Origin of the sequence: Shewanella sp. BC20, from assembly GCF_003129585.1 — a bacterium.
GTDB classification, from domain to species: domain Bacteria; phylum Pseudomonadota; class Gammaproteobacteria; order Enterobacterales; family Shewanellaceae; genus Shewanella; species Shewanella seohaensis.
The window spans coordinates 64672-87465 of the sequence record NZ_NHRI01000013.1; the positions used below are offsets into that span (position 1 = coordinate 64672).

Here is a 22794-nt window from a genome sequence, read left to right on the forward strand (position 1 = left end):
CTGTGCGGCGAGGCCGCTCTGGAGTAGAATGTCACGCTTTTTTATGGCGACTCAACGTAGATTGCTATAACGAATATTGAAATATCCCTATTTTTGTTTGATGGTAAGAGGTTTATCCGTGCTAGAGAATTTACGTAACATCGCCATTATTGCGCACGTTGACCATGGCAAAACGACCCTGGTTGACAAGCTGCTGTCGCAATCAGGAACCCTTGCAACCCGGGGAGAAGCTACTGAGCGGGTGATGGACTCCAACGATCTTGAAAAGGAACGTGGGATCACGATTCTGGCAAAGAATACTGCCATCAAGTGGAACGACTACCGCATTAACATCGTAGACACCCCAGGCCACGCCGACTTCGGTGGTGAGGTTGAGCGCGTACTGTCAATGGTGGACTCAGTATTACTGCTGGTTGACGCCGTTGACGGTCCAATGCCACAGACTCGCTTCGTAACCAAGAAAGCGTTCGCACAAGGCTTAAAGCCAATCGTTGTTATCAACAAGATTGACCGTCCTGGTGCTCGCCCTGATTGGGTTATCGACCAAGTATTCGACCTGTTCGACAACTTAGGTGCGACTGACGAGCAATTAGATTTCCCAGTTGTTTACGCTTCTGCGTTAAACGGCTTCGCAACGTTAGATCCGGATGAAGTTGGCACTGATATGACGCCACTGTTCCAAACTATCGTTGAAAAAGTATCTTCACCTGCAGCTGACGCTGAAGGTCCATTCCAGATGCAAATTTCTCAGCTCGATTACAACTCTTACGTGGGTGTTATCGGTGTTGGCCGCATCAAGCGTGGTAGCATCAAGACTAACCAACAAGTGACCGTGATCGGTGCTGATGGTAAGACTCGTAACGGTAAAATGGGCCAAGTATTAGGTTACATGGGCTTAGAGCGTACCGAAGTTGACGTAGCAAATGCTGGCGACATCGTGGCTATTACCGGTTTAGGCGAGCTGAAAATTTCTGACACTGTGTGTGCTGCAGGTAATGTTGAAGCGCTGCCACCACTGTCAGTTGACGAACCAACACTGACCATGACTTTCCAAGTCAACACTTCACCTTTCGCAGGTAAAGAAGGTAAGTACGTGACTTCACGTAACATTCTTGAGCGTCTGCAACAGGAATTAGTGCACAACGTGGCACTGCGTGTTGAAGAAACTGACAGCCCAGACCGTTTCGCGGTATCTGGCCGTGGTGAATTACACTTATCTATCCTGATCGAAAACATGCGTCGTGAAGGTTACGAATTAGCAGTTTCTCGCCCAGAAGTTATCTTAAAAACCATCGATGGCGAACTGTGTGAGCCATACGAGACCCTGACCGTTGACGTTGAAGAAGAACATCAAGGTACAGTTATCGAGAAGTTGGGTGTACGTAAGGCTGAGATGAAAGACATGCAGCTTGACGGTAAAGGCCGCGTGCGCGTTGACTTTATCATTCCAAGCCGTGGCTTAATCGGTTTCCAAACTGAGTTCTTAACTGCAACTTCTGGTACTGGTCTGATTTACCACTCATTCGATCACTACGGTCCGCACAAAGGTGGCGATATCGGTCAACGCGCTAACGGCGTATTGATCTCTAACGCGACTGGTAAGGCGCTGACATTCGCACTGTTCGGTCTGCAGGACCGCGGTCGTCTGTTTATCGGCCACGCTGCCGAAGTTTACGAAGGTCAAGTAGTGGGTATCCACTCACGTTCTAACGACCTGACAGTTAACTGTCTGAAAGGTAAGCAGCTGACTAACATGCGTGCTTCTGGTACTGATGAAGCTCAAGTACTGACTACGCCAATCACCTTAACTCTTGAGCAAGCGCTTGAGTTTATCGATGATGACGAATTAGTTGAAGTAACACCTAAGAGCATCCGTGTTCGTAAGAAACACTTAACTGAAAACGACCGTAAGCGCGCTAGCCGCGGCTAATGGTGGTTGTGTGGTCGCGATAAAGCGACTGCCCAGTGAATGAATAAGGCCCCGCTAAGGCAACTTAGCGGGGCTTTTTTATGCTGTATTTGAGCGGAGTTGTTAGGATTTTCTTTCTAGCGCGTGGCGCAAAATGGCAACGCCGCAGATGGTGCTTGAGATCAGTAAAATAAACTCTCGATAATAATTCTCTGTGGATATGGTTGAAGAATAGGCGGCACCAGCGAGTAAATAACCCACATTAAATAGCCCTAGCATAATTAAAATGGGGCCAAGAATTAGCCCGAACCAAAACCAAAAATCCTTTCGCTTGTGCATATGTTTTCCTAACAATTTAAGTAACTTAACAGCCTACACTACGAGCTTCAATCCTCAATTTGTCCCTTACGATATTGCTGCTGCCATTGCTTAGGGGAAAATCCTGTCCAAGTTTTAAAGTGGCGACTAAATACGGCGACTTCGGCATACCCGAGTTGCAGTGCGAGTTCGGTGATGGTTTGCGTGCCATAACTGAGTTGCTGCTGGGCGATGTTTTGCCGAACATCCTGTAGCAATTGTCGATAGCTTTGCCCCGTCTCTTTCAGCCTCGTTTGTAGGGTGCGTTCGTGTAAACCTAGCGCCGTCGATACCCGTTCGATACAACACTCTCCCGTGGGGAGCAACCGATGGATTAAGTCCCGTGCTTGGTCGGCAAGGTTGTCGGGGTAGCGGCTCTGTAAATATTGCAGGTGTGACTGGAGGTGGCGGTTAAGTGCCTCTTCATCGTGATAGTTACGCCCCAAGAGCTGTGAGGTTTTGAGCACCACGCCATCAAAGGCTTCACGAAAACGCACTGGCTGGATAAAGCGTTGTGGCTCTGGGCCGCTAGGTTTGTTCTGGCACAAATACAAAGGAATGTTGCTGATATTCATATTGAGCAGGCTCGAGACAAACATAGCCAGCTGCGCCACGCTCATTTGCATCAGTTGTTCTATGCCGCTAGGGCTGTGGACATTGATCGACAGCGCCAGTCGTACAATGTCAGTCTGTGGCTGTAGCTGCAATGACACCCCTGAGGCGTGTAAATACAGATAGTCATTCACTCGGGCAAGGGCATCGGCCACTGTGGCCGTGTGCGACACCAACATCGGCAGATCCCCAAGTACATGCAAGGTCTGTCGCTGTGCCAACATTAAGCCAAACAAGGGCTGCTGGCAGCGCTGGGCGGCAATTTCCAATAATTCGGCTAAGCGTGGATAGGCGATATAGGTGTTGGGATCGCGAAACTGCGCCTGCCGCAGCCCGGCTTGCTGGATCATTTCGATGGGGTTTTGCCCCAATTCTAGGACTAATTGCTCAAATTGAGCGACGGCACCACTTCGGACTAGGTACATGGGACGCTTAGTTCACTTTGTAATAAGACTCGTAAAATATCAAATTTGGCTCGTAAAAAGTCAAGATGCTGAGTAATTAAGCGTCTAAATTAACATCGTCTTAATAATTAAATGAATAAATACAAACAGAGGACAGCTATGCGTTTATTACATAAAACCGCCGTGGTGACGGGGGCTGCCGGGGGCATAGGGCAGGCCATTATTCGCAAACTGCTCGCCGAAGGGGCTAGGGTTGTTGCCGCCGATTTGTCCGTCGATGCGCTCAAGGTGTTTAACGATGTTCCCTGCGACAAGCTCGCGACTTTTAGTGTCGATGTGACTGATTACAGCCAAGTGGAGGCCATGGTCAAGCAGGCAGCTAAGCAGTTTGGTCAGCTCGATATTTTGATCAATAACGCCGGCATCGGTTTGGCTAAGCCGCTGTTACAGCATGATCCTATTAATGATTTTGAACCTGTCACCAATGTGAACCAAAAAGGCGTGTACCACGGCATTCTCGCCGGTGGCCGTCAATTCCAAGCCCAAGGTACTCGGGGCGTGATTTTAAATACCTCGTCAGTTTACGCGCAGCTCGCCTCAGAAATGACCTTCACCTACAACGTCAGTAAAGCGGCCGTCGACATGATGACCAAATGCGCCGCGCTGGAGTATGCACCGCTTGGTGTGCGGGTCTGCGCCGTGGCGCCGGGCCGTGTCGATACGCCTATGCTGCGCCAATACGAAGCGCTCGGGCTGTGGGAACACATTCGTAAAGAACAAATGCGTCAAGAATTTACCCAACCGAATGAGATTGCCGATGTGGTGGCATTTCTCGTCAGTGACGAGGCCAACTGCATCAATGGCTGCACAGTGAACGCCTCCGACGGCTTTGAAAACTTTAAATATCCACTGCTGGGGTAGTGGTAGCTCGACCCAACAACACAATAACAACAATGAGGAATGCAAACATGGCTCTACCAGAAGTGATTAATCATCAAGACTTTTTATTAACCATCAACACCAATGAAGAACAGATCATCAAAGATGCTTTACCGGGCGTTGATGTGTACCCGTTATTTTTAGACCCTGAAAACGGGGTTTGGGTGATCCGCGCTAAGTTTAAGCCGGGTATTACCTTACCTAAGCATTTCCACACGGGTGTGGTGCATTTCTATACCTTAGCGGGTCGCTGGAACTACCTTGAATACCCAGACCAACCGCAAACCGCGGGTAGCTACTTGTATGAGCCAGGCGGTTCTATCCACACTTTCCATTGCCCAGCGGATTCTGATGGAGCCGATGGGGTGATGGTGATTACTGGGGTGAACGTTAACTTCGATGCCGATGGTAACTTCATGTTTATTATGGATGCAGGCTGGATTGAGCAGGCGCTCTTGGCGGCAGCAAAAGCGCAGGGAATTAAGCCGCGTTACATCAAACCCGGTGCCTTAGCCCGCATGAGCGATGCAGAATAGGAGCCCGCTATGAGCATGATGAATGCCATTGTGATGCAGGATGGCGACGTCAGCCTGCAACGGGTCGAGCAACCTAAGCCGCAGGCGGGCCAAGTGTTAGTGCGTAGCCTCGCCTGTGGGATTTGTGGCTCGGACATTCATATCACTCGTCACTACAGCGAAGTGTTTGATTTTTATCGTAAGCTTGGGGTAATGCCCGAAGGTGTTGATAATCATGCCGCCGTGATGCTCGGCCATGAGTTTTGTGCCGAAATTGTCGAGTTTGGTCCACAGACTCATCAAGCCTTAGCGCTTGGCACTCGGGTGACGTCTGTTCCCATTCTGATGAGCCAAAATGGTGCGGGAGTGGGAGTCACTCCTGGGGTGAATGGGGCCTATTCTGAATATTTCATTCTCGATGAAGCCCTATTGATGCCTGTGCCTGAACATTTACCGCCGGAGGCCGTGGCACTGACTGAACCCTTAGCCGTGGGATTGCATGCGGTGAATCGGGGCGATTTGCAGGCCGAGGATGTGGCACTGGTTGTCGGCTGCGGTCCTATTGGTCTGGCGGTGATCTCTGCACTGCACTTACAAGGCGTGACAAAGATAGTGGCGGCGGATTTACAGGGCGATAAATTGCAATTAGCCCGTGAATTTGGGGCGACTCACACAGTGAACCCCAGTGAGCAGGACGAAGTCGCCTTCGCCGCCGAGATTGCTGCGGGTAAGCGATTGGTGATATTCGAATGTGTCGGTATCCATAGGCTTATCGAAGGCTTTGTGCAGCGTGCACCCGCCAAGGCGACGATAGTGGTGACCGGCATTCACACTGCCAATGCCAATATCAATTACGCCTATGCCACGGTCAAAGAATTGGATATGCGCTTCTCCTACTATTATCAGCCGGCGGAATTTGCCGCCTGTTTAGCGGAATTAGCCCAAGGTACTATTCCTTGGCGTAAGCTGCTCACGGGTAAAGTGGGGATGGATGGTGTATCGGGGGCATTCAAGCAATTAATGCAACCGAATCCACACATTAAAGTCGTGATAGAGCCTTGGCGAAGTGGCGAGCTTGAGACGCTCAGCTAATTGCTCGACACTTAATCAAATAAAGCCGCACATTAATGTGCGGTTTTTTTGTTCATTGTTAGCGTTTTTGATATCCTCAATTGGCTAATTTTTAATCCTGCATAGGCTCACAAAATAGCGACTTTTAGCCGATTTCGATTGTGTTTTAGCGAATGTAGCCTAGGGTTAATTGTTAGGCCAATCCCTAGTGATGGCATTGTCTTTGTTACCAAATTTGTTTTTTCTGCTGTCACAAGATTGCCAATAAGCCTTGGCAAACTGTGAAGGCTCTCGTTTCGACCGTAGTGTGTCTAGCAAGAGTTTTAGGGCGCGCTACTCCCGTTAGTGCAAGCTAAGTAAAGGAATATTCAATGGACAAGACTCAAAGCTCCCAAGGTAAATGCCCCGTGATGCATGGGGCAAATTCAGCGGTCGCCAGCAACAATATGGATTGGTGGCCTAAGGCACTTAACCTCGATATTTTGCATCAGCACGATAAGAAGACGGATCCTATGGATCCTAAGTTTAACTATCGCGAAGCCTTCAACAGCTTAGATCTCGCCGCGGTGAAGCGCGACCTCAATGCCTTAATGACCGACAGCCAAGATTGGTGGCCCGCCGACTGGGGACACTATGGCGGTCTGATGATCCGTATGGCATGGCACTCGGCCGGGACCTATAGAGTCGCCGATGGCCGTGGCGGCGCGGGGACGGGCAATCAACGCTTTGCTCCACTCAATAGCTGGCCCGATAACGCTAACTTAGACAAGGCGCGCCGTTTACTCTGGCCGATTAAGAAAAAATACGGCAATAAACTCTCATGGGCGGATTTGATGATCCTCGCGGGCAATGTGGCCTATGAGTCTATGGGCTTAAAAACCTATGGTTTTGCCGGTGGCCGTGAGGATATTTGGCACCCAGAGAAGGACATTTATTGGGGCTCTGAAAAACAATGGTTAGCGCCGACGGAAAATCCCAACAGCCGTTATTCGGGCGAGCGTGACCTTGAAAACCCATTGGCCGCCGTGATGATGGGACTGATCTATGTGAATCCAGAAGGGGTCGATGGCAAACCCGATCCTCTGCGAACCGCCCAAGATGTGCGTGTCACCTTTGCGCGAATGGCGATGAATGATGAAGAGACAGTGGCCTTAACCGCGGGTGGCCACACTGTGGGTAAGTGTCACGGTAATGGCAAGGCACAGGATCTTGGCCCAGAGCCTGAGGGTGAAGATCTTGAGGCTCAAGGTTTGGGCTGGCTCAACAAAAAAGGCCCAGGCATTGGCGCAAATGCCGTGACCAGTGGCCTCGAAGGCGCTTGGACGACTCATCCCACGCAATGGGATAACGGTTATTTTCACCTACTGTTAAATTACGATTGGGAATTGAAAAAGAGCCCTGCGGGTGCCTCGCAGTGGGAACCGATTAATATCAAAGAGGAAGATAAAGTCGTCTCTGTGGGCGATCCCAATCGCAAGTTTAATCCCATCATGACGGATGCGGATATGGCGATGAAGATGGACCCCGAGTATCGCAAAATCTCCGAGAAGCTTTATCAGGACCCCGCCTATTTCTCCGAGGTTTTTGCCCGCGCTTGGTTTAAGTTAACCCATCGTGATCTGGGTCCTAAGAGCCGCTACTTGGGGCCAGAAGTGCCAAATGAAGATTTGCTTTGGCAAGACCCGATCCCAAGCGTGGATTATCGCTTAGATGCCAGTGAGATTGTCGACCTGAAGGCGAAATTATTAGCCTCGGGACTCAGCGTATCCGAGTTAGTGGCAACGGCGTGGGACAGTGCCCGCACCTTCCGTGGCTCGGATTTCCGTGGTGGCGCCAATGGCGCGCGGATCCGCTTAGCACCGCAAAAGGATTGGCAGGCTAACGAACCCGAGCGGCTGCAAAAGGTGCTTAAAGTATTGACCGAGCTGCAGGCAGGCCTGAGTAAAAAAGTCAGCATCGCCGACTTAATCGTGCTGGGCGGCGCTGCTGCGATTGAAAAGGCCGCCCACGAGGCGGGAGTGAAAGTGACTGTGCCCTTTATTCCCGGCCGTGGCGATGCGACGCAGGACATGACCGATGTGGAATCCTTTGCCGTGCTTGAGCCCTTGCACGATGCGTATCGTAACTGGCAGAAAAAGGATTATGTGGTTCAGCCCGAGGAGATGATGCTCGATCGTACTCAATTGATGGGGTTAACCGCCCATGAGATGACAGTACTGGTTGGCGGAATGCGAGTGTTAGGCACTAACTATGGCGGCACGCATCATGGCGTGTTTACCGACAAAGTGGGTGTGTTAACCAATGATTTCTTCGTGAATCTGACCGACATGGCCTACAACTGGAAGCCTGCTGGCAGCAATCTTTATCAGATAGTCGAACGCAAAACTGGCGCAGTGAAGTGGACCGCTACCCGCGTCGATCTGGTGTTTGGTTCTAACTCGATTTTGCGTGCCTATGCCGAGGTCTATGCGCAGGATGATGCCAAAGAGAAGTTTGTACATGACTTTGTGGCCGCTTGGACTAAGGTGATGAATGCCGATAGGTTCGATTTGGCTTAGTCACTAGCGCTTAAACTAGGGCGTGTTGACGTTTCGAGACGGGACATTGTCAAAATAAAAGGTGCAGTCAAAGCTGCACCTTTTTTATGCCTACCTATATGTAAATCAAATCGTTAATGGCCGACTCGGTCAATCACTTGGATAAGCTCCATGCGGATACTGTCCGGTGTTTGGCTATGCCAGAATCCGGCTAAATAGGCGCCGAGTGGCAGGGCAAAAAGTGCCAATAATAACAAGACTAACAAGCCCTTATGGCTAACGCTGTGGCCAGATTTTAGGCTAAAACCGAGCGCCGCCGATTTAGGACAGGCGGCGACGCAGCGCATACAGGCTTGGCACTCGTCGCTGCGAACCGTGGTTTTGGTGTGCACTATGATGTTGGCTGGGCAGGCACGGGTACATTTGTCGCACTTCATGCCTTTAGCTTCGATCAGGCAATGTTGAGTATTGCGGCGGATCTTGAGTGGGCTGGCAAAACTTAAGATCCCAAGCATGGCGCCATAGGGACACAAGTAGCGGCAAAATCCTTGGCGACGCCACGCCGCTAAGGCGAGGATAAGCGCAAAGCAGGCTAAGGTGATGAGGCCTGGCGTGACAAAAAACAGCGCCATCTTAAGGTCGGCAATCTTGTGGTAGTTGCCCTGTAGATAATAGGGAATCGATTCACTAGGCATACCGATAACGATGTAAAACAGCCCCAGCAGCAATAAGTATTTCAGCATCCGCAGTGGCCAGTCTAACCATGCGGGCGGCGCCAGTTCGGCCTTGATAAAGCGCTTGCGTAAGGCGTAGAGATATTCGCCGGCAAGCCCTAATGGGCAGGCCCAGCCACAAAAGGCGCGTTTGCAGAGTAGGCCCGTTAGTAGCACGGCGGCGAGCATGACGGCTGCGGCGGGATGTGTTTGGTCCCACAGGTTGAGCGTCACTATGGCTTTTAGCTCAATGCCACCCGCGATTGGTAAGAAGGCATCGACAACATCTGGGCGCATCAACCAAGGCACTATGCCTTGTTTAAGCTGGATAGCATTGACGCAGTATTGGATCGCGACGATAAACAGTGAGAGCGCGAGCAGATGTTGGCAGCCTTCACGCAGGGTGTTGATTTTTATCTCGCCCTTTAATTCCTCTGGGGCAAACTTGTTGGCAATCAGGCACAGCGGTAAGGCAATGGCGAGGGCGAGCGCCAAAGGCCAGTAGAGGCTAATTGCCATGGCGCCAACACTCAGGAGTAAGGTGGCCACCGCTCCCCATTTTTTACCGCTCCAATAGCTTAGGGATGCGATATACATCAGGGCCAACATCAGGGTGAGAGATTCAATAAAAGTCATGTTAATACTGCAAATAGAATACACGTATTCAGTCTGAGTCGAGCTGACGGGATAAGTTTTTGAGCTAAAAGCGAAATTGTGCGGCAGATCCGATATTTACAGTATGCCGTGATAAAAGCGAGCGATAGCTCACAAAGCCGCTGGTTTACCCTATAGACCGAGTGAGCTTTGTAGAGTAGGTCATCTTGTAAGCCTTAGCTGCACAGGGTCAGTTAATACCTTCTTGCATCTCCAACAGATTGATTTTGCAGGATTGCACATTGTTACGGCCCTGATGTTTGGCGCGATACAGGGCATCGTCCGCCCGTTTGATTGTGTGTTCTAGGGGAAGGGCAAAATCAACGGCCGCTACACCAAGACTGAGGGTGACAGTAAAGACTTCTTGCGTCTCTGCCGTGAAGTTTAACGCGGCGACGGCGGTGCGGATCCGCTCGGCGCATTGGTGTGCTTCGGTGAGGGACACGTCATGCAGCAACATAATAAATTCTTCACCACCATAACGCGCCACAAGATCGCACTTACGCGCATGCTGTTTGAGTGTGGTGGCAATATCGATAATGACCTGATCGCCCATCAGGTGACCGTATTGGTCGTTGACCCGTTTGAAGAGGTCGATATCACAGATAATCACCGCCATCGGCTGTTTGGCAATGCTGGCCTGCATGTAGACCCGCTGCGCTTCTTTGTGGAAATGCCCCCGATTAAATAGCTGGGTGAGCGAATCTGTCGCTGCTTGATGCTTAAGCTCCTCCTGCGAGGCTTTGATTTCTTCGAGCAAACGAATGCGGTAGGCGATGATGAGGGCAAGCACTAGCGCCTCGAGCATAATGCCCACGCCAACACCGTGACTGGATAAATAATTAAACTCGGCGCGCCCTTTGTAAAACATCACGGCGAGACCACTAAAACCGACAAACAGGCTGTGGCCGAGAAGAAAATATTTAGCGATGGGATGCCGTTTTATCACCAGCGAAATCGTGACCGAGAGGGTCGTAAACATCATCAAGGCGGCTAAGCTGCTGGAGTAATGCAACGCGCCAGTGATGTTGACTACCCCATAACAAAACTCGGCCACTAACAGGGCGAGCACAAACACGAGGGCGTAATGCTCAAACCGATAATGTTGCCGGGTCTCGAAAATATCCATCATAAATAAAATCAAAAAGATGGGCATAGTCATCAGGGTGAGGTGCCAATACAGGCTCGCCGAGCCATAAAACTCGAATACTTCGGCGACCAGCCCGTAGGAGAGTGCAATCCAGATCCCGCCCGAGATTAAGTAGCAGGCGTAAAACAGATTGTCCCGCTGGCGGGAATACATAAATAACAATAGGTTGTAGATAATCAGCGCCAGTAGCATGCCCACCATAACCGCAATATCGGTAAAGCTACCCAGCAGCGCCCGTTGTGAGTGTTCCTTGTTGTATAAATCGATAGAAAACCATTGGTGAGAAAAGGATACGCTCTCGACGTATAAGGTTTTCTGTTGCAGTGGCGCGAGCGTGACCTCAAACACCGCAGCGCCGCCATAGAGCCAGCCATAGGTGCTGGGGTCGTCAAGATCCAGTATTCGCCGCTGCGTTTCTTGACCATCGACCATCTCGTACAGGCCAACCTGACGGTTGTGATAGGCGTAAGGATGGTGCAGATACAGGGTTTGCGGGTTATCACTGGTGTTAACTAAGGGGATTTTGGCCCAAGTTTTGATGGCCGCCGTGCCGAGGGATACGCTATTGGGGGAGTCGATAAAGGGCTGTTGAATCACTTCGGCAAAGGGCATGTTCTCCGAGGTATCGATAAAATACCCCATACGAAACTGAGTAAAACTGGCCGTATTCTCCTGCCATTCAATCTGGGTCGGCAGCGCTTTGGCCGTGAATGTCACCCAGGTGAGCAGCAAGGCCCCCAATGTGATTAAACGTATCCATGTCCCACGGCCCATACAGATTCTCTTTATTAACGTTGAGCTAACAAGTATGCCATAAAGTATCAGTGGCGTGCCGATAATGAAAAAAAATCAGCGAGGTTAGGGGATGTTATCGGGTTAAATAAAGCGGGATCAGATGGCGATGGATAAGAGTGGAAGTCGTAGTAAAGCAAGCGGTAAACAGCAGGCGTAATGAAAGGTTTAAGAGGGGATCGACCTTGCCAGCCTTTGGGGCTGACAAGGCAAGATGACGGCGAGCGTTAACCTTTCGAGTTTTCGAGGGCCTCGATAAACTTGGTCGACTCGTTGATCGACTTGTTCATCTCTTTGATAAGCCCAGAGATATCTGTCTGTAGGCTCGCAAATTCCCCTTTAATAGCGCCAATCGCTTGAGCATTCAAGTTATGCTTTAAATACAGCATGTTGTCTTTCATGGCGGTGAGAATGGGCGGCATTTTAGATTCGGCGCGGCGCATAGTTTTCATCAGTTGCTCGTAGGAACGGCGGGTTTCCTTGAGCTTGGTTTCACTGTTGCGGCGCAGACTGGCTTTGCTGATCTCGCCGATTTCGGCTTGCCATTCATCGAATAGCGCCTCGGCGACATCTTCGACTTTATTGATGCGATTACTCACGTCATCGGCGGCAGTTTGGGCTGACTCGTATTCATCTTTGGCCTTGTTGTAGGCCTTTTCGAGGTTGCCACCATCGTGGTTGAGCAGGGCTTGCATCTCCTCGAGTGCTGAACTGAACTCTTTTTGGGCATCCTCTTGGGATTCTTTTGCGGCCTTCACTCTGTCGACCATGATGTCGCGCTTGTGGTAGCCCACTTTTTCCATGGCGCCGTAATAGGCACTCTGGCAGCCCGTCAGCAATAGCGTTGCCGCCATCAGGCTTGAGGTGATCAATCTTTTCATTGGGTATTCCGTCACTGAGTCAAATGAAGTTAGTCGGCCTTAAAACGCGCCGCATCGATAATGCTCCAGAGGTGAAAGATAGCACCTATTACAGCAGGGACCACTAACCACCAGAGGGCATAGCCAACCACAGTGACCACGAAAAACAGCAATGCAGCCAAAATTCGTCCCTGAACCAGTTGACCTAGGCCGGGAAAGAACAGACTAGCGATAGCGGCGATAACATTGCCCGCAGATCCTTGTTGTGACATCAATTCACTCCTTAGACTTGTAAATTAAGTGTTTATTGTACGAAGATAACGAGTCAATACCAACAGAATCAAGAGAAACCCGTGACTAAGAAGATAGAACTGGCACAAATTCAAGTCTTATTCCTCGGGATCTGGCGCTTCCTGCTGCATTTACGTCAGCGTTTAGTGGAAGATCAAATCAATATTCGCGCCGGCCACTTAGCCTATGTCACCCTGTTATCCCTTGTGCCTATGGTGGCTGTGACTATGTCTATGCTGTCGGCTTTCCCTGTGTTTAAGGGGATCCGTGGCCAAATCGAAGCCTTCGTGTACGAGAATTTTCTGCCAGCGGCGGGCGATACGGTACAAGTCTATATCAATGAATTTGTTGGCAATGCCTCTAAGGGCACGGCCGTGGGGATCGCCGCTCTCGTGGTGGTAGCGATTATGTTGATCTCTGCTATCGATAAGTCGCTGAATAATATCTGGCGTACTAAGGAAAAGCGTTCTGTGGTCGTGGCCTTTTCCATGTATTGGATGGTGATTACCTTAGGTCCAGTGCTGGTGGGCGCGAGTCTAGTAGCTACCTCCTATGTTGTGTCGTTAAAACTGTTTGAGGGCGATACCTTATCTGGGGTTATGCCGCTATTTATCGAGCGTTTGCCTATGCTGTTTTCGGTGGCGGCATTCTTATTGCTCTATATGGTGGTGCCGAATCAGAAGGTGAAGTTTTGGCACGCACTATTAGGCGCGGTAGTGGCGGCCTTGCTATTCGAGCTGGGAAAAAAAGGTTTTGCCCTGTATGTGACTAAATTCCCAAGTTATGAGGCCATTTACGGCGCATTGGCGACCATTCCTATTCTGTTCGTTTGGGTCTATTTATCTTGGATGATAGTGCTGCTGGGCGCCGAAATTACCGCGGCCATGCCTGAGTATTTGGACTATGAGTCCAGCAGCGATGTTAATGAAACCAATCTCGATGGTGAGCCCTTAGCGGCGCAGGATACACCCGCCGTGGAGCCCGAAACTCCATCTGCCCAATCAAGCCAAGAGGTTGATACGAAGAGTGAACTTGCCGCAAACGCGCCGCAATCGACTACACTGGATAAGCCGTAGCTAAGTTGTAGCCATAGCTAAGTTGTCATCCACCAAGACATTCAGCGAGCCTTATCCCACCTATGATCACTGACGCCCATCAGCTTGCCCCTTTTATCTGCCGTGATTGGCTGATGATGGGCAATGGGCAGCAGTTGCATCTTGCTCAATATGGTAATCCGCAGGGGATTCCGCTGCTGTATTTGCATGGTGGCCCTGGTGCGGGCGCTAGTACAAGTGAACTGAGTTTATTTAACCCCGAGCACTACTGGATTTTACTGCTAGATCAACGTGGTGCGGGGCAATCGCTGCCTGCTGGCGAGTTAGAACATAATCATTTAAATGGACTTATCAGCGATATTGAGGCGATTCGCATTCATTTAGGCATAGAGCGTTGGTGCTTAGCGGGGGGATCATTTGGCGCCACCTTAGCCTTAATTTACAGTGGGTCATTTCCCCATCGAGTGATTGCCCAAGTGCTGTGGGCGGTGTTTATTCCCTCCAAGGCGGGTATTGAATGGCTCTATGCACCCTCGGGCGCAGCGCAGTTATCTCCACAGGCATACCGTGAATTTGCTGCACCTTCTATTGGAGTGGCGGATTTATTTACGCACTACCAGCAAGGATTGAACGCCCAAGATGAAGCAACACGTCATGAATTTGCCCGTCGCTGGATCCAATGGGAATTAACCCTAGCGGGCGTACCAACTGGCCTACCTAAGCGGCTTGCTGCGCCGCTATTGGCATTGGCTCAAATCGAGCAGCACTATGCACAAAATGATTACTTCAATATGTTCAGCGTATTACAGCGGGTGACATCGCAAGTCACAGCGCGTACCCTGCTATTACAAGGCACGCAGGATGCCGTCTGTCCGGCACGTTTATTAGCCGCATTTTTGGCAAAAATCGACAACCCTAGGATACAAATTCATACCATTGTCGATGGTGGGCATTCGCTGAATAGTGACATACTCTCACTTGCCGTCACACTCGAGATCCAAGCCATGTGGACTTGGATAAAGCGACAGGAGCTAGCATGAAATTAGCCGTTATCATTGCCACCATTTTAGGATTAACGGCCTGCGCGGCCACCTCATCTCCTACCCCGGAGTCTCAATCCTCATCTTCAGTGGTCGAGTCCTCTGAGGTGCGCGCTCCTGTGGCACCTAAAGTGGTGCAATTGGCGGGAATGACCAACGAGGCCGCCGCCGATACCTTGTATCAGGCCTTGCTCAATGCCAACTATTTAGCCACCAAAGTCGGGGCGGATAAGGTTGCGGTGCAATTTGGCAATAATGATTTTATGCTCGAACCCAGTATGAATGCTGCGGGAATTGACCGTATTCTGATGAACCGTTTTTATGCGGTGCATCCGCAGTTGCAGGCCAATCCTGAGTTGCCTGCGGTGATTGGCGAGCTGAATGCCAAGCTCAATTTTGCTAAATTCGTGCTACGTGAGCAGGGCGCGGTGATCCAAATTCAGGGCACTGTGACCTTTGCTGATAAGGTCGAAATCGAGGAACTTCGCCGCTTTATGCTGTGGACCGATGGCGGCTTGGCTGAAATCGCTAAGTCCTTGCCGGAGGGAATTGAGCAGTATTTGCGTCCCATCCCCTTGATGCCCCTCGTTAAGTCTTAATTTAAAGGAAAAGTTGTGATCGCGTTAATTCAAAGAGTCAGCCGCGCCAGCGTGGTGGTGGATAATCAAACCATAGGTGCAATCGATAAGGGCTTGTTAGTTTTACTTGGGGTTGAGCGGGAAGATAACCGCGAAAAGATGGAAAAATTAGCCACTAAGGTGATGAGTTATCGAGTGTTTTCCGATGAAAATGGCAAGATGAACCTCAACTTAACTCAGGCGGGTGGCTCGCTTTTAGTGGTGTCGCAATTTACCTTGGCCGCCGACACTGGCCGTGGCCTGCGCCCGAGCTTTTCGGGGGCGGGTACGCCTGAGCAAGCGCTTGGCCTGTATGAAGACTTTGTCGCCTTTTGCCGCGCGCAGGGCGTGACCACAGAAACGGGGCAATTTGGCGCCGACATGAAGGTCGAGCTAGTCAACGATGGCCCTGTGACCTTCAATTTACAGGTATAACCTACAGGACAGTGTGCCAACTGCAGTAAGGACATGCACATGGATGAATTATTAAATCAATTGCGCCAGACCTGGCACAGCACCATTCCCGTCAGCGAGTTTATGCAGATAGCGCCAGTTTCCTTTGTCGAAGGGGAGCTGCGCGTGAGTGCGCCACTGGCGCCGAATATCAACCTGCACAACACTATGTTTGCGGGCAGTATTTATACCCTTATGACCCTCACAGGCTGGGGCATGGTGTGGCTGCAACAGCAACTTCAACGGGTGGATGGCGATATAGTGTTAGCCGATGCCCATATCCGTTACATGGCGCCCGTGACCTGTGCGCCCGAGGTCAAAGTGCGTTGGCCTGAAACGGATTTAAGCCCGCTGCAACGGGGGCGTAAAGCCAAAGTCAAACTCGAAGTACAACTTTTTTGTGACGACAAACTCTGCGCCCAATTCGATGGTTTGTATGTCAGTGTGCCTAAAATGTAAAACCTTTCTAAAAAATCGAAATCAATCTCAAATTTTATCCGCTTTTTTTCTTTTTTATGGGCTAATAAACTAAGCCCATAGAGTCGAGAGCAAGTTGAAAGACTCTCAAGAATTTCAATTTTCGGAGCAGATTATGTCTAAAGTCCTAGTGTTAAAATCCAGTATTCTTGGCGGTTATTCACAATCTGCCTTGTTAGTTGACCACCTGATCGGTAAATGGGAAGACCAAGGCGCGACCATCACAGTTCGCGATTTAGCGGGTAAAGATGTGTTGCCAATGGTTGATGGTGAAATTGCCTCTGGCCTACGTGGCGGCGCTGAGTTAACCGCACGTCAGCAAGAGATGCTCGACCTGTCTAACGCCTTAGTTGAAGAGTTAAAAGCAAACGACACTATCGTGATCACTGCGCCTATGTACAACTTCAACATTCCAACTCAGCTGAAAAACTGGATTGATTTTGTGGCCCGTGCAGGTGTGACTTTCACTTATACCGAAAACGGTCCTAAAGGCTTAGTGGAAGGTAAACGCGCCGTGTTGATCACCACCCGTGGTGGTGCTCATAAAGATGGTCCAACGGATCACATTGTACCTTTCTTAAAAACCTTCCTCGGTTTTATCGGTATCACCGACGTGGAAGTGGTTTATGGCGAAGCGCTGAACATGGGTCCAGAAGCTAACCAAAAAGGGATCAGCGAAGCTAAAGCCAGTATCGATAAGTTAGCGGTTTAATTGTAGAAAGCATAAAAATGCCAGCTTAACAGCTGGCATTTTTGTTTACGCAGAATGCGATTATTCGCAAAGCTTGCAGCCAAGGGACATAGCGCTGGTTTCGATATAACGCACCTTAGTACTTGCTTGGCCACGGTTGCGACTCACGCTGTAGCGGGTTTCGCGAACCTCTTTGGGCAGGGGCAGTTGTTCGCCGCTAGTTGGGCGCGGGCACTTTGTTGTCATCTGCACCTCTTCACGCATCGTTGTTTGGCTTAGGCCTTAGCTTGGCTGGCAGCACACTAAATCTTTTAGCGAGCCACCATTGACCACACATTCAAAACCATTGGCCCTTAAAATATCGCAGCCCTTTTGGGCACGAATGCCTGCGCCGCAGTAAAGTACAAAGGGATGCTGTTTATTTTCGACCTGATGCAACCATTGGTCGAGTGTTGGCAGCGGTATGTTAATGGCCTGAGGCAAATGACCCGAGGCAAACTCCTCCGGTGAGCGCACATCGATAACGCGCGCACCTTGATCAATCAATTGCCAACATTTTTCACCGTTGCTGCTGCCAGATAATTTAGCCAGTAAAGATTGAAACATAGCTTTGCCTCTATGATTAGAAAATTTTAAATAAGTTTATTCTAATGAATTGTCGGGCGCAAGCGGCAATCTGTTGGGCGCTTGGCTTGTCGGCGTTATTCGGTGGCAGGCGCTTCCCTGTAGTAATGGATAAGATCATGAAACACCACGGGGTGATCGCTCAAGTTACGGTAACCGTGGGGTTTATCGGCGGCAAAGCGCACGGCCTCGCCCTGCTGTAATGGCTGCCACTGGCCATCGACTAACACTTCCATGGTGCCGCTCAGTACAATCACATGCTCGGTCACGCCCGCCTCATGGGGCTCGGAAAGGCGTTCATAGTGCGGCAATAGAGTGAGTTCAAACATCTCAAAACCAAAGCGTGGCTCAAAGGGAAATAGCGACGCCACTAACATGCCGTCGGTTGCAGGCTTTTGGCGTAATGCATCGGCGTTACGAAAGACCGCGCCTTGGCTCTCGGGCGTTGGCTCCAGAAAAGTTGAGAGTGAGATATTAAAACCGCTAGCGATTTTCCACAGGGTAGCAATGGTGGGGCTAGATTCGCCGCGCTCAATCTGGCCTATCATGGCCTTGCTTACGCCTGTCTCGAGTGCCGCTTTATCTAAACTCCAACCATTTTGGCTGCGCAGCTGTTTTAGGGTCGCGGCAAGATAGCTGTTGATGGTCTGCATTAGGTTATGACGCTTAAAAAATTATTTGTACGTTATAACGCACAGGTGCTATCTTGTCCATCTCGTGCGTTATAGCGCACAAGTAATTAATGATGAGATGAGCAAGGCAAAGGTAGGAGTAGGGATGATGTGGCGCGAAGCTTTGGGACTATCAAAAATATCGGCGGGCTTTATTGCTGTGCTGGTGGGCTACAGCAGTTCGGCGGTGATTATCCTGCAGGCGGCGGACGCTGTGGGCGCGACATCGGCACAAATGAGTTCATGGCTGTGGGCCTTAGGTGTTGGCATGGGGCTCACCAGTATTGGCCTGTCTCTCTACTATAAAAATCCGGTGCTTACGGCATGGTCGACCCCCGGGGCCGCATTGATGGTTAGCAGCCTTGCGGGATTAAGTATCCACGAAGCCGTTGGTGCCTTCCTGATCAGCTCTTTGTTGATCACCCTATGCGGCTTGGCGGGCTGGATGGATAAGCTTATTCGTATCATGCCGCAGTCAGTCGCTTCGGCCATGTTAGCAGGGATTTTACTGCAGTTTGGTTTAGGGCTGTTTCAAGCCATGCAGACTCAGCTGAGTCTAATCCTCTTGATGCTATTGGTATTTGTTGTGCTTAAGCCCTGGGCACCGCGCTACATTATGCTACTTACCCTCGTTGCGGGGATAGGGATGAGTTACCAATTGGATTTATTGCAACTCGATAAGCTTGAGCTGCAATTCGCTGCCCCAGTATGGATCGCGCCTGCGTTTTCTGTCACCAGCGTAGTGGGCGTGGCGCTGCCCTTATTTATGGTGACTATGGCTTCGCAGAATATGCCTGGAGTGGCCGCGCTCCACGGCCATGGTTATCGACCGCCTATCTCGCCATTAATTACCGTGACGGGTCTGATGGGCGTATTGTTTGCACACTTTGGTGGCTTTGCTTTTAACTTATCTGCCATTACAGCGGCGATTTGCATGGGTAAAGAAGCTGATCCAAATCCTGCGACCCGTTACTGGGCGGCTGTGTGGGGCGGTGTGTTTTACTTTATCACTGGCTTACTCGGCGCCACAGTCGTGGGGCTCTTCGCCGCGTTTCCGAAGGAGTTGGTACTCGCGATTGCAGGATTAGCCCTGCTTGGCACCATAGGTAACAGTCTGACAGCTGCGCTTGCGGATAACGACGAGCGAGAAGTGGCGGTGATTACGTTTCTTGTCACCGCATCGGGTGTGAGTGTATTGGGGATTGGCAGCGCCTTCTGGGGATTATTACTCGGATTTTTAATGCATTACTGGCACAAGCATCGCGCCTTAACCACAACTAAACAGGCAAAAGCTTAGCTGTGGCTAGGTCTAGACTGAGGTTTGCTACCTTAGTGAATTGATGTGTGCAGAGGCCTAGAGCCTTTTGGTCATAAACAGGCTATTGGGGTCGAGCACGTAATCGGCAAAGGGGCCGCACAGCTCGAAACCAAATTTAGCATACAGGTTACGAGCTGGCTGGAAAAAGGCCATTGAGCCTGTTTCTAAACTGAGGCGCTGCACACCTGCGGCTTTGGCATCATTGATCAAGTGCTGCAATACCTTAGAAGCTATTCCCTGTTGTTTGTAGGTGGCGGCGGTGCGCATCGATTTGATCTCCGCATGCTCGGCATCTAACCATTTTAGTGCACCGCAGCCTGCCAGATTGCGGCCATCCCACAGTGTCCAAAAGCGAATATTGGGTTGGCGCAGGCCATCAAGGTCTAATGCGTGCACACTCTCCGGTGGCGAGGTTGCCCGCATATCTTCAAGGTGCTCAGTTAAAAGTGCTGCAATTTCAGGCCCTTTTAGATCATCTAGTATTATTTTCATCATTGCTCTCAAGATTAAAATTCCCTGTGTTGTCACTTATCCATCATAGCGTTAACGTGCTTGGTTGTTTTTAGGGTTAAAACGCTGCGGTGACTAAGCAAAGGGTAGGCCAACATTTAGGGAAGAGGCTGATATCAGTCTTTATAGCAAGATAAATAACCTATTGTTTTATTTTGTTTTCTTTTCTATGGGCCTAGTAAATGCTAGAAAAGTCGCCCCTAGATCTTTCCCAACTTAGTTTGGATTTTTAGATGAAATCAAAGTCGTGGGGCTTCACCCCCTGATTTTTAATCAAGAGTCGACCAAGGAGGACTGCTCGTCTTATCAAAAACGTCCATGTCAAACTACCAGCTCGATATCCCTATCTCGCGCTCAAAACGGCCGTTGGTCTTCGCCCTTGGATGCTCCAAGACGCCCCTAACGGAGTTGAAAGCCCCTTGGGCATTCAGCGTCCTTATGCTATCGCGTCAGACGCTCGTCCCTGATTCGACTGACGCTATCTCGGCCTCCATGCCTCGCTCACGCAACGATCGCTAATGCCCTGCGGCAACTCCGAGGGGATGGTGTATTCCTTAGGCTCAGGTGTTATTGGTCAAATGTTGAATGAAAAAAGTTATGCCTGTCCGATCATATTCTTATTCTGGCTTTAGCCCGTCTCAGAAAAGTTATGCCTGTCCGATCTTATTTGGGGCTTCACCCCACACCTGACCAAGGAGGACTGCTCGTCCTATCCTCCTTGGATGCTCCAAGACGCCCCTAACGGAGTTGAAAACCCCTTGTGCAATTAGCGTCCTTACGCTATCGCGTCAGACGCTCGTCCCTGATTCGACTGACGCTATCTCGGCATCCATGCCTCGCTCACGCAACGAACGCAAATGCCCTGCGGCAACTCCGAGGGGGTGGTGTATTCCTTAGGCTTAGGTGTTATTGGTTAATGGTTAATGGTAATGAAGTAAAAGTTATGTCCGATCTTTTTGTTATGAATCTCGTTAAAGCAATTTTAGTCAGTACAGATTGTAGACAAACCCAAAGTGCATTATGTTGTTGATTTAAAATGGATGGCTTAAGCAAATAACAGGCTTATTTGACGTAGGAGATAGTTAAGAAATATGAATCTTAATAGGTACTGGTTCGGGGGCGTTGTAATCATTCCTTATGCCTACATGATGCTTTTAAAGCCTTGGATTGATGGAAGGGGGGACTGGCAGTATGTTCAAGCTGTATGGATGGATTGGCAGAGTCTAAATACTGGCGTTTTTGCTTTGATTGCAAGCTTCACTGCACTGTATGTAACCTCATACCGGCAGCGGCAGGAGGATGAAAAGAATAAAAGGCTTGCAAAAGCATTGCTAGTAAACATAGCTGAAAATGTCTATGAGTTTTGCCTACTTAATGCCTCTATTTTGCTGAATGCACGAGAAAGTGGTGATGAAGATAAGGGATATAGCACAGATAAATATGCATCAAAAGCATCTAGGGAATTACTCGAAGATTTAAGGTTCTCACTGAAATATCTTGATGATAAAAATACAGATTTATTATCTGATTTAATTGGTCAAATTACGAACGCAACATTCAAAATAAACCAACTCTACCGTCCTAACAAGTATGCACAAAAATCTCTTGCGAAAACTTGGCCAGAGGATATTGATCACGCTTTTAAAGAGCTCGGTTATCTATTGATCATCGTAGATAAACTGTTTCAGTTTGTACGTGGTGAAATCGGCATTTTAACGATGCCTATTCCTAATGAACACGAAAAAATAAGTGCCCTACGCGATCTAACAGACATGCATTCCGTTGCAGATGAGATGCTGAGGAGACGAATTAAGAATGAAGAAATATCTAGTAAAATGAAGCAGTATTTGGACGGAATAAAAGTACTAGAAGGGACAAAACCAAAAATTTGAGTTAACAGGCTAGTTCTAAGTTATTGTCGTTATTTTTAATTCATTAAATTTTATATTGAGAATTTAGATCTGGTCTTTTAAAGCTACAGATTACGCTGATGCCTAAAAGGCAAACCATGGTGATTGACGAGACGACCGTCCGCCCCATGGACGGGGCGGTCGAGCATCCAGGGATGGACTTGCTGTGTGTCGTTGAGTCAATACCATGGTTTGCCTCACTCCTTGGTGTGTTATCTGGCCAGCATCATGATTAGCCTCACTCCGCGGCATATCGTCGAGCCAGTACCGTAGTTGGCCTCACGCCTACTGCAAATACTTCAGATCTATGAAAGAGGTGGGGCTATTTCAGATGATTTTGGGGTAGCTGTGGTTGACCTAACAGGGCAACGATAAGGATAAAGTCGTCTTCTTTGGTGAAGTAGGCTGTGTGTTTACCGATAGAAAAGTAGAAACCGTTGGGGTAAATATCGTTGCAGCTTCTGCTTAATCCGGGGTTATTGGCTAACATTTGCAAACCGGAGATAAGGCTTTCTTTATATTTGTGCCACTGCGACTCAGAAAAGTGTTGAAGAGTGTAGTCTTTAATCTGTTGTAGGTGAGTCTGAGCTAACCTACTCAGTTTATAGCGTTTATTATTCATGT

General features: G+C 49.5%; 23 protein-coding genes. 13 read left to right on the forward strand and 10 right to left on the reverse strand.

Features of this window, described 5'->3' with window-relative positions:
• Nucleotides 1-118 precede the first annotated feature (118 nt).
• Entirely contained in the window at nucleotides 119-1930 is a 1812-nt protein-coding gene (typA, locus tag CBX96_RS14090; protein ID WP_011715535.1) for a translational GTPase TypA, read from the forward strand.
• A gap of 365 nt (nucleotides 1931-2295) precedes the next feature.
• Here typA and CBX96_RS14100 read toward each other — a convergent pair whose 3' ends face one another.
• The gene (locus CBX96_RS14100; protein WP_109287112.1) at nucleotides 2296-3303 is read right to left on the reverse strand and encodes an AraC family transcriptional regulator; all 1008 of its coding nucleotides are present in this window, start codon (nucleotides 3301-3303) and stop codon (nucleotides 2296-2298) included.
• Nucleotides 3304-3441: 138 nt separating this feature from the next.
• On the opposite strand from CBX96_RS14100, the gene CBX96_RS14105 reads away from it, so the two are divergent.
• From CBX96_RS14105 to katG, 4 genes are all read left to right on the forward strand, one after another.
• Nucleotides 3442-4203: an SDR family NAD(P)-dependent oxidoreductase gene (locus CBX96_RS14105; RefSeq protein ID WP_109287113.1), complete on the forward strand. Its 762-nt coding sequence runs from the start codon at nucleotides 3442-3444 to the stop codon at nucleotides 4201-4203.
• 47 nt (nucleotides 4204-4250) lie between these two features.
• Entirely contained in the window at nucleotides 4251-4757 is a 507-nt protein-coding gene (locus CBX96_RS14110) for a 2,4'-dihydroxyacetophenone dioxygenase family protein (protein WP_109287114.1), read from the forward strand.
• A gap of 9 nt (nucleotides 4758-4766) precedes the next feature.
• On the forward strand, nucleotides 4767-5828 hold the full coding sequence (locus tag CBX96_RS14115) for a zinc-binding dehydrogenase (protein WP_109287115.1): 1062 nt from the start codon (nucleotides 4767-4769) through the stop codon (nucleotides 5826-5828).
• 350 nt (nucleotides 5829-6178) lie between these two features.
• Nucleotides 6179-8365: a catalase/peroxidase HPI gene (gene katG / locus CBX96_RS14120; protein WP_109287116.1), complete on the forward strand. Its 2187-nt coding sequence runs from the start codon at nucleotides 6179-6181 to the stop codon at nucleotides 8363-8365.
• 113 nt (nucleotides 8366-8478) lie between these two features.
• Here the strand turns inward: katG and CBX96_RS14125 are convergent, their stop codons facing one another.
• The 4 genes from CBX96_RS14125 to CBX96_RS14140 all read right to left on the reverse strand — a co-directional run bounded on the left by CBX96_RS14125 (nucleotide 8479) and on the right by CBX96_RS14140 (nucleotide 12785).
• Nucleotides 8479-9693: a 4Fe-4S binding protein gene (locus CBX96_RS14125; protein WP_109287117.1), complete on the reverse strand. Its 1215-nt coding sequence runs from the start codon at nucleotides 9691-9693 to the stop codon at nucleotides 8479-8481.
• 208 nt (nucleotides 9694-9901) lie between these two features.
• Nucleotides 9902-11635, reverse strand: a complete 1734-nt coding sequence (locus CBX96_RS14130; RefSeq protein WP_109287118.1) for a diguanylate cyclase — start codon at nucleotides 11633-11635, stop codon at nucleotides 9902-9904.
• Between the two features lie 245 nt (nucleotides 11636-11880).
• Nucleotides 11881-12534 carry a DUF2959 domain-containing protein gene (locus tag CBX96_RS14135; protein WP_011627465.1) on the reverse strand — a complete coding sequence of 218 codons (654 nt, stop codon included), beginning with the start codon at nucleotides 12532-12534 and terminating at the stop codon, nucleotides 11881-11883.
• A 29-nt stretch (nucleotides 12535-12563) separates the two neighbouring features.
• The gene (locus tag CBX96_RS14140) at nucleotides 12564-12785 is read right to left on the reverse strand and encodes a hypothetical protein (RefSeq protein ID WP_011627464.1); all 222 of its coding nucleotides are present in this window, start codon (nucleotides 12783-12785) and stop codon (nucleotides 12564-12566) included.
• 81 nt (nucleotides 12786-12866) lie between these two features.
• Here CBX96_RS14140 and CBX96_RS14145 point away from each other — a divergent pair, with 81 nt between their 5' ends.
• The 6 genes from CBX96_RS14145 to azoR all read left to right on the forward strand — a co-directional run bounded on the left by CBX96_RS14145 (nucleotide 12867) and on the right by azoR (nucleotide 17158).
• A complete protein-coding gene (locus CBX96_RS14145) occupies nucleotides 12867-13880 on the forward strand; it encodes a virulence factor BrkB family protein (RefSeq protein WP_109287119.1) in 1014 nt (337 codons plus the stop codon).
• Nucleotides 13881-13942: 62 nt separating this feature from the next.
• Nucleotides 13943-14899, forward strand: coding sequence for an alpha/beta fold hydrolase (locus CBX96_RS14150; protein ID WP_109287120.1), 957 nt, complete (start codon nucleotides 13943-13945; stop codon nucleotides 14897-14899).
• On the forward strand, nucleotides 14896-15498 hold the full coding sequence (locus CBX96_RS14155) for a hypothetical protein (protein ID WP_109287121.1): 603 nt from the start codon (nucleotides 14896-14898) through the stop codon (nucleotides 15496-15498). Before CBX96_RS14150 ends, CBX96_RS14155 begins: the two co-directional genes overlap by 4 nt.
• Nucleotides 15499-15513: 15 nt before the next feature.
• Nucleotides 15514-15951: a D-aminoacyl-tRNA deacylase gene (gene dtd, locus CBX96_RS14160; RefSeq protein WP_109287122.1), complete on the forward strand. Its 438-nt coding sequence runs from the start codon at nucleotides 15514-15516 to the stop codon at nucleotides 15949-15951.
• Nucleotides 15952-15990: 39 nt separating this feature from the next.
• Complete coding sequence (locus CBX96_RS14165) at nucleotides 15991-16428, forward strand: thioesterase domain-containing protein (RefSeq protein WP_039978581.1); 438 nt, start codon at nucleotides 15991-15993, stop codon at nucleotides 16426-16428.
• Nucleotides 16429-16561: 133 nt separating this feature from the next.
• Nucleotides 16562-17158, forward strand: a complete 597-nt coding sequence (gene azoR / locus CBX96_RS14170; protein ID WP_109287123.1) for an FMN-dependent NADH-azoreductase — start codon at nucleotides 16562-16564, stop codon at nucleotides 17156-17158.
• A gap of 60 nt (nucleotides 17159-17218) precedes the next feature.
• On the opposite strand, the gene CBX96_RS14175 is transcribed toward azoR, so the two are convergent.
• The 3 genes from CBX96_RS14175 to CBX96_RS14185 form a co-directional block, all read right to left on the reverse strand.
• Nucleotides 17219-17383, reverse strand: coding sequence for a hypothetical protein (locus CBX96_RS14175; protein WP_258294665.1), 165 nt, complete (start codon nucleotides 17381-17383; stop codon nucleotides 17219-17221).
• 36 nt (nucleotides 17384-17419) lie between these two features.
• Complete coding sequence (locus CBX96_RS14180) at nucleotides 17420-17743, reverse strand: rhodanese-like domain-containing protein (RefSeq protein WP_109287125.1); 324 nt, start codon at nucleotides 17741-17743, stop codon at nucleotides 17420-17422.
• Nucleotides 17744-17838: 95 nt separating this feature from the next.
• Nucleotides 17839-18414: a helix-turn-helix domain-containing protein gene (locus CBX96_RS14185; RefSeq protein WP_109287126.1), complete on the reverse strand. Its 576-nt coding sequence runs from the start codon at nucleotides 18412-18414 to the stop codon at nucleotides 17839-17841.
• Between the two features lie 127 nt (nucleotides 18415-18541).
• Here CBX96_RS14185 and CBX96_RS14190 point away from each other — a divergent pair, with 127 nt between their 5' ends.
• Nucleotides 18542-19729, forward strand: coding sequence for a benzoate/H(+) symporter BenE family transporter (locus CBX96_RS14190; RefSeq protein ID WP_109287170.1), 1188 nt, complete (start codon nucleotides 18542-18544; stop codon nucleotides 19727-19729).
• 57 nt (nucleotides 19730-19786) lie between these two features.
• Here CBX96_RS14190 and CBX96_RS14195 read toward each other — a convergent pair whose 3' ends face one another.
• Complete coding sequence (locus CBX96_RS14195; RefSeq protein ID WP_109287171.1) at nucleotides 19787-20242, reverse strand: GNAT family N-acetyltransferase; 456 nt, start codon at nucleotides 20240-20242, stop codon at nucleotides 19787-19789.
• 1109 nt (nucleotides 20243-21351) lie between these two features.
• Here CBX96_RS14195 and CBX96_RS14210 point away from each other — a divergent pair.
• The gene (locus tag CBX96_RS14210; RefSeq protein WP_109287128.1) at nucleotides 21352-22152 is read left to right on the forward strand and encodes a hypothetical protein; all 801 of its coding nucleotides are present in this window, start codon (nucleotides 21352-21354) and stop codon (nucleotides 22150-22152) included.
• 340 nt (nucleotides 22153-22492) lie between these two features.
• Here the strand turns inward: CBX96_RS14210 and CBX96_RS14215 are convergent, their stop codons facing one another.
• On the reverse strand, nucleotides 22493-22792 hold the full coding sequence (locus tag CBX96_RS14215) for a type II toxin-antitoxin system RelE/ParE family toxin (RefSeq protein ID WP_109287129.1): 300 nt from the start codon (nucleotides 22790-22792) through the stop codon (nucleotides 22493-22495).
• Nucleotides 22793-22794: the final 2 nt, after the last annotated feature.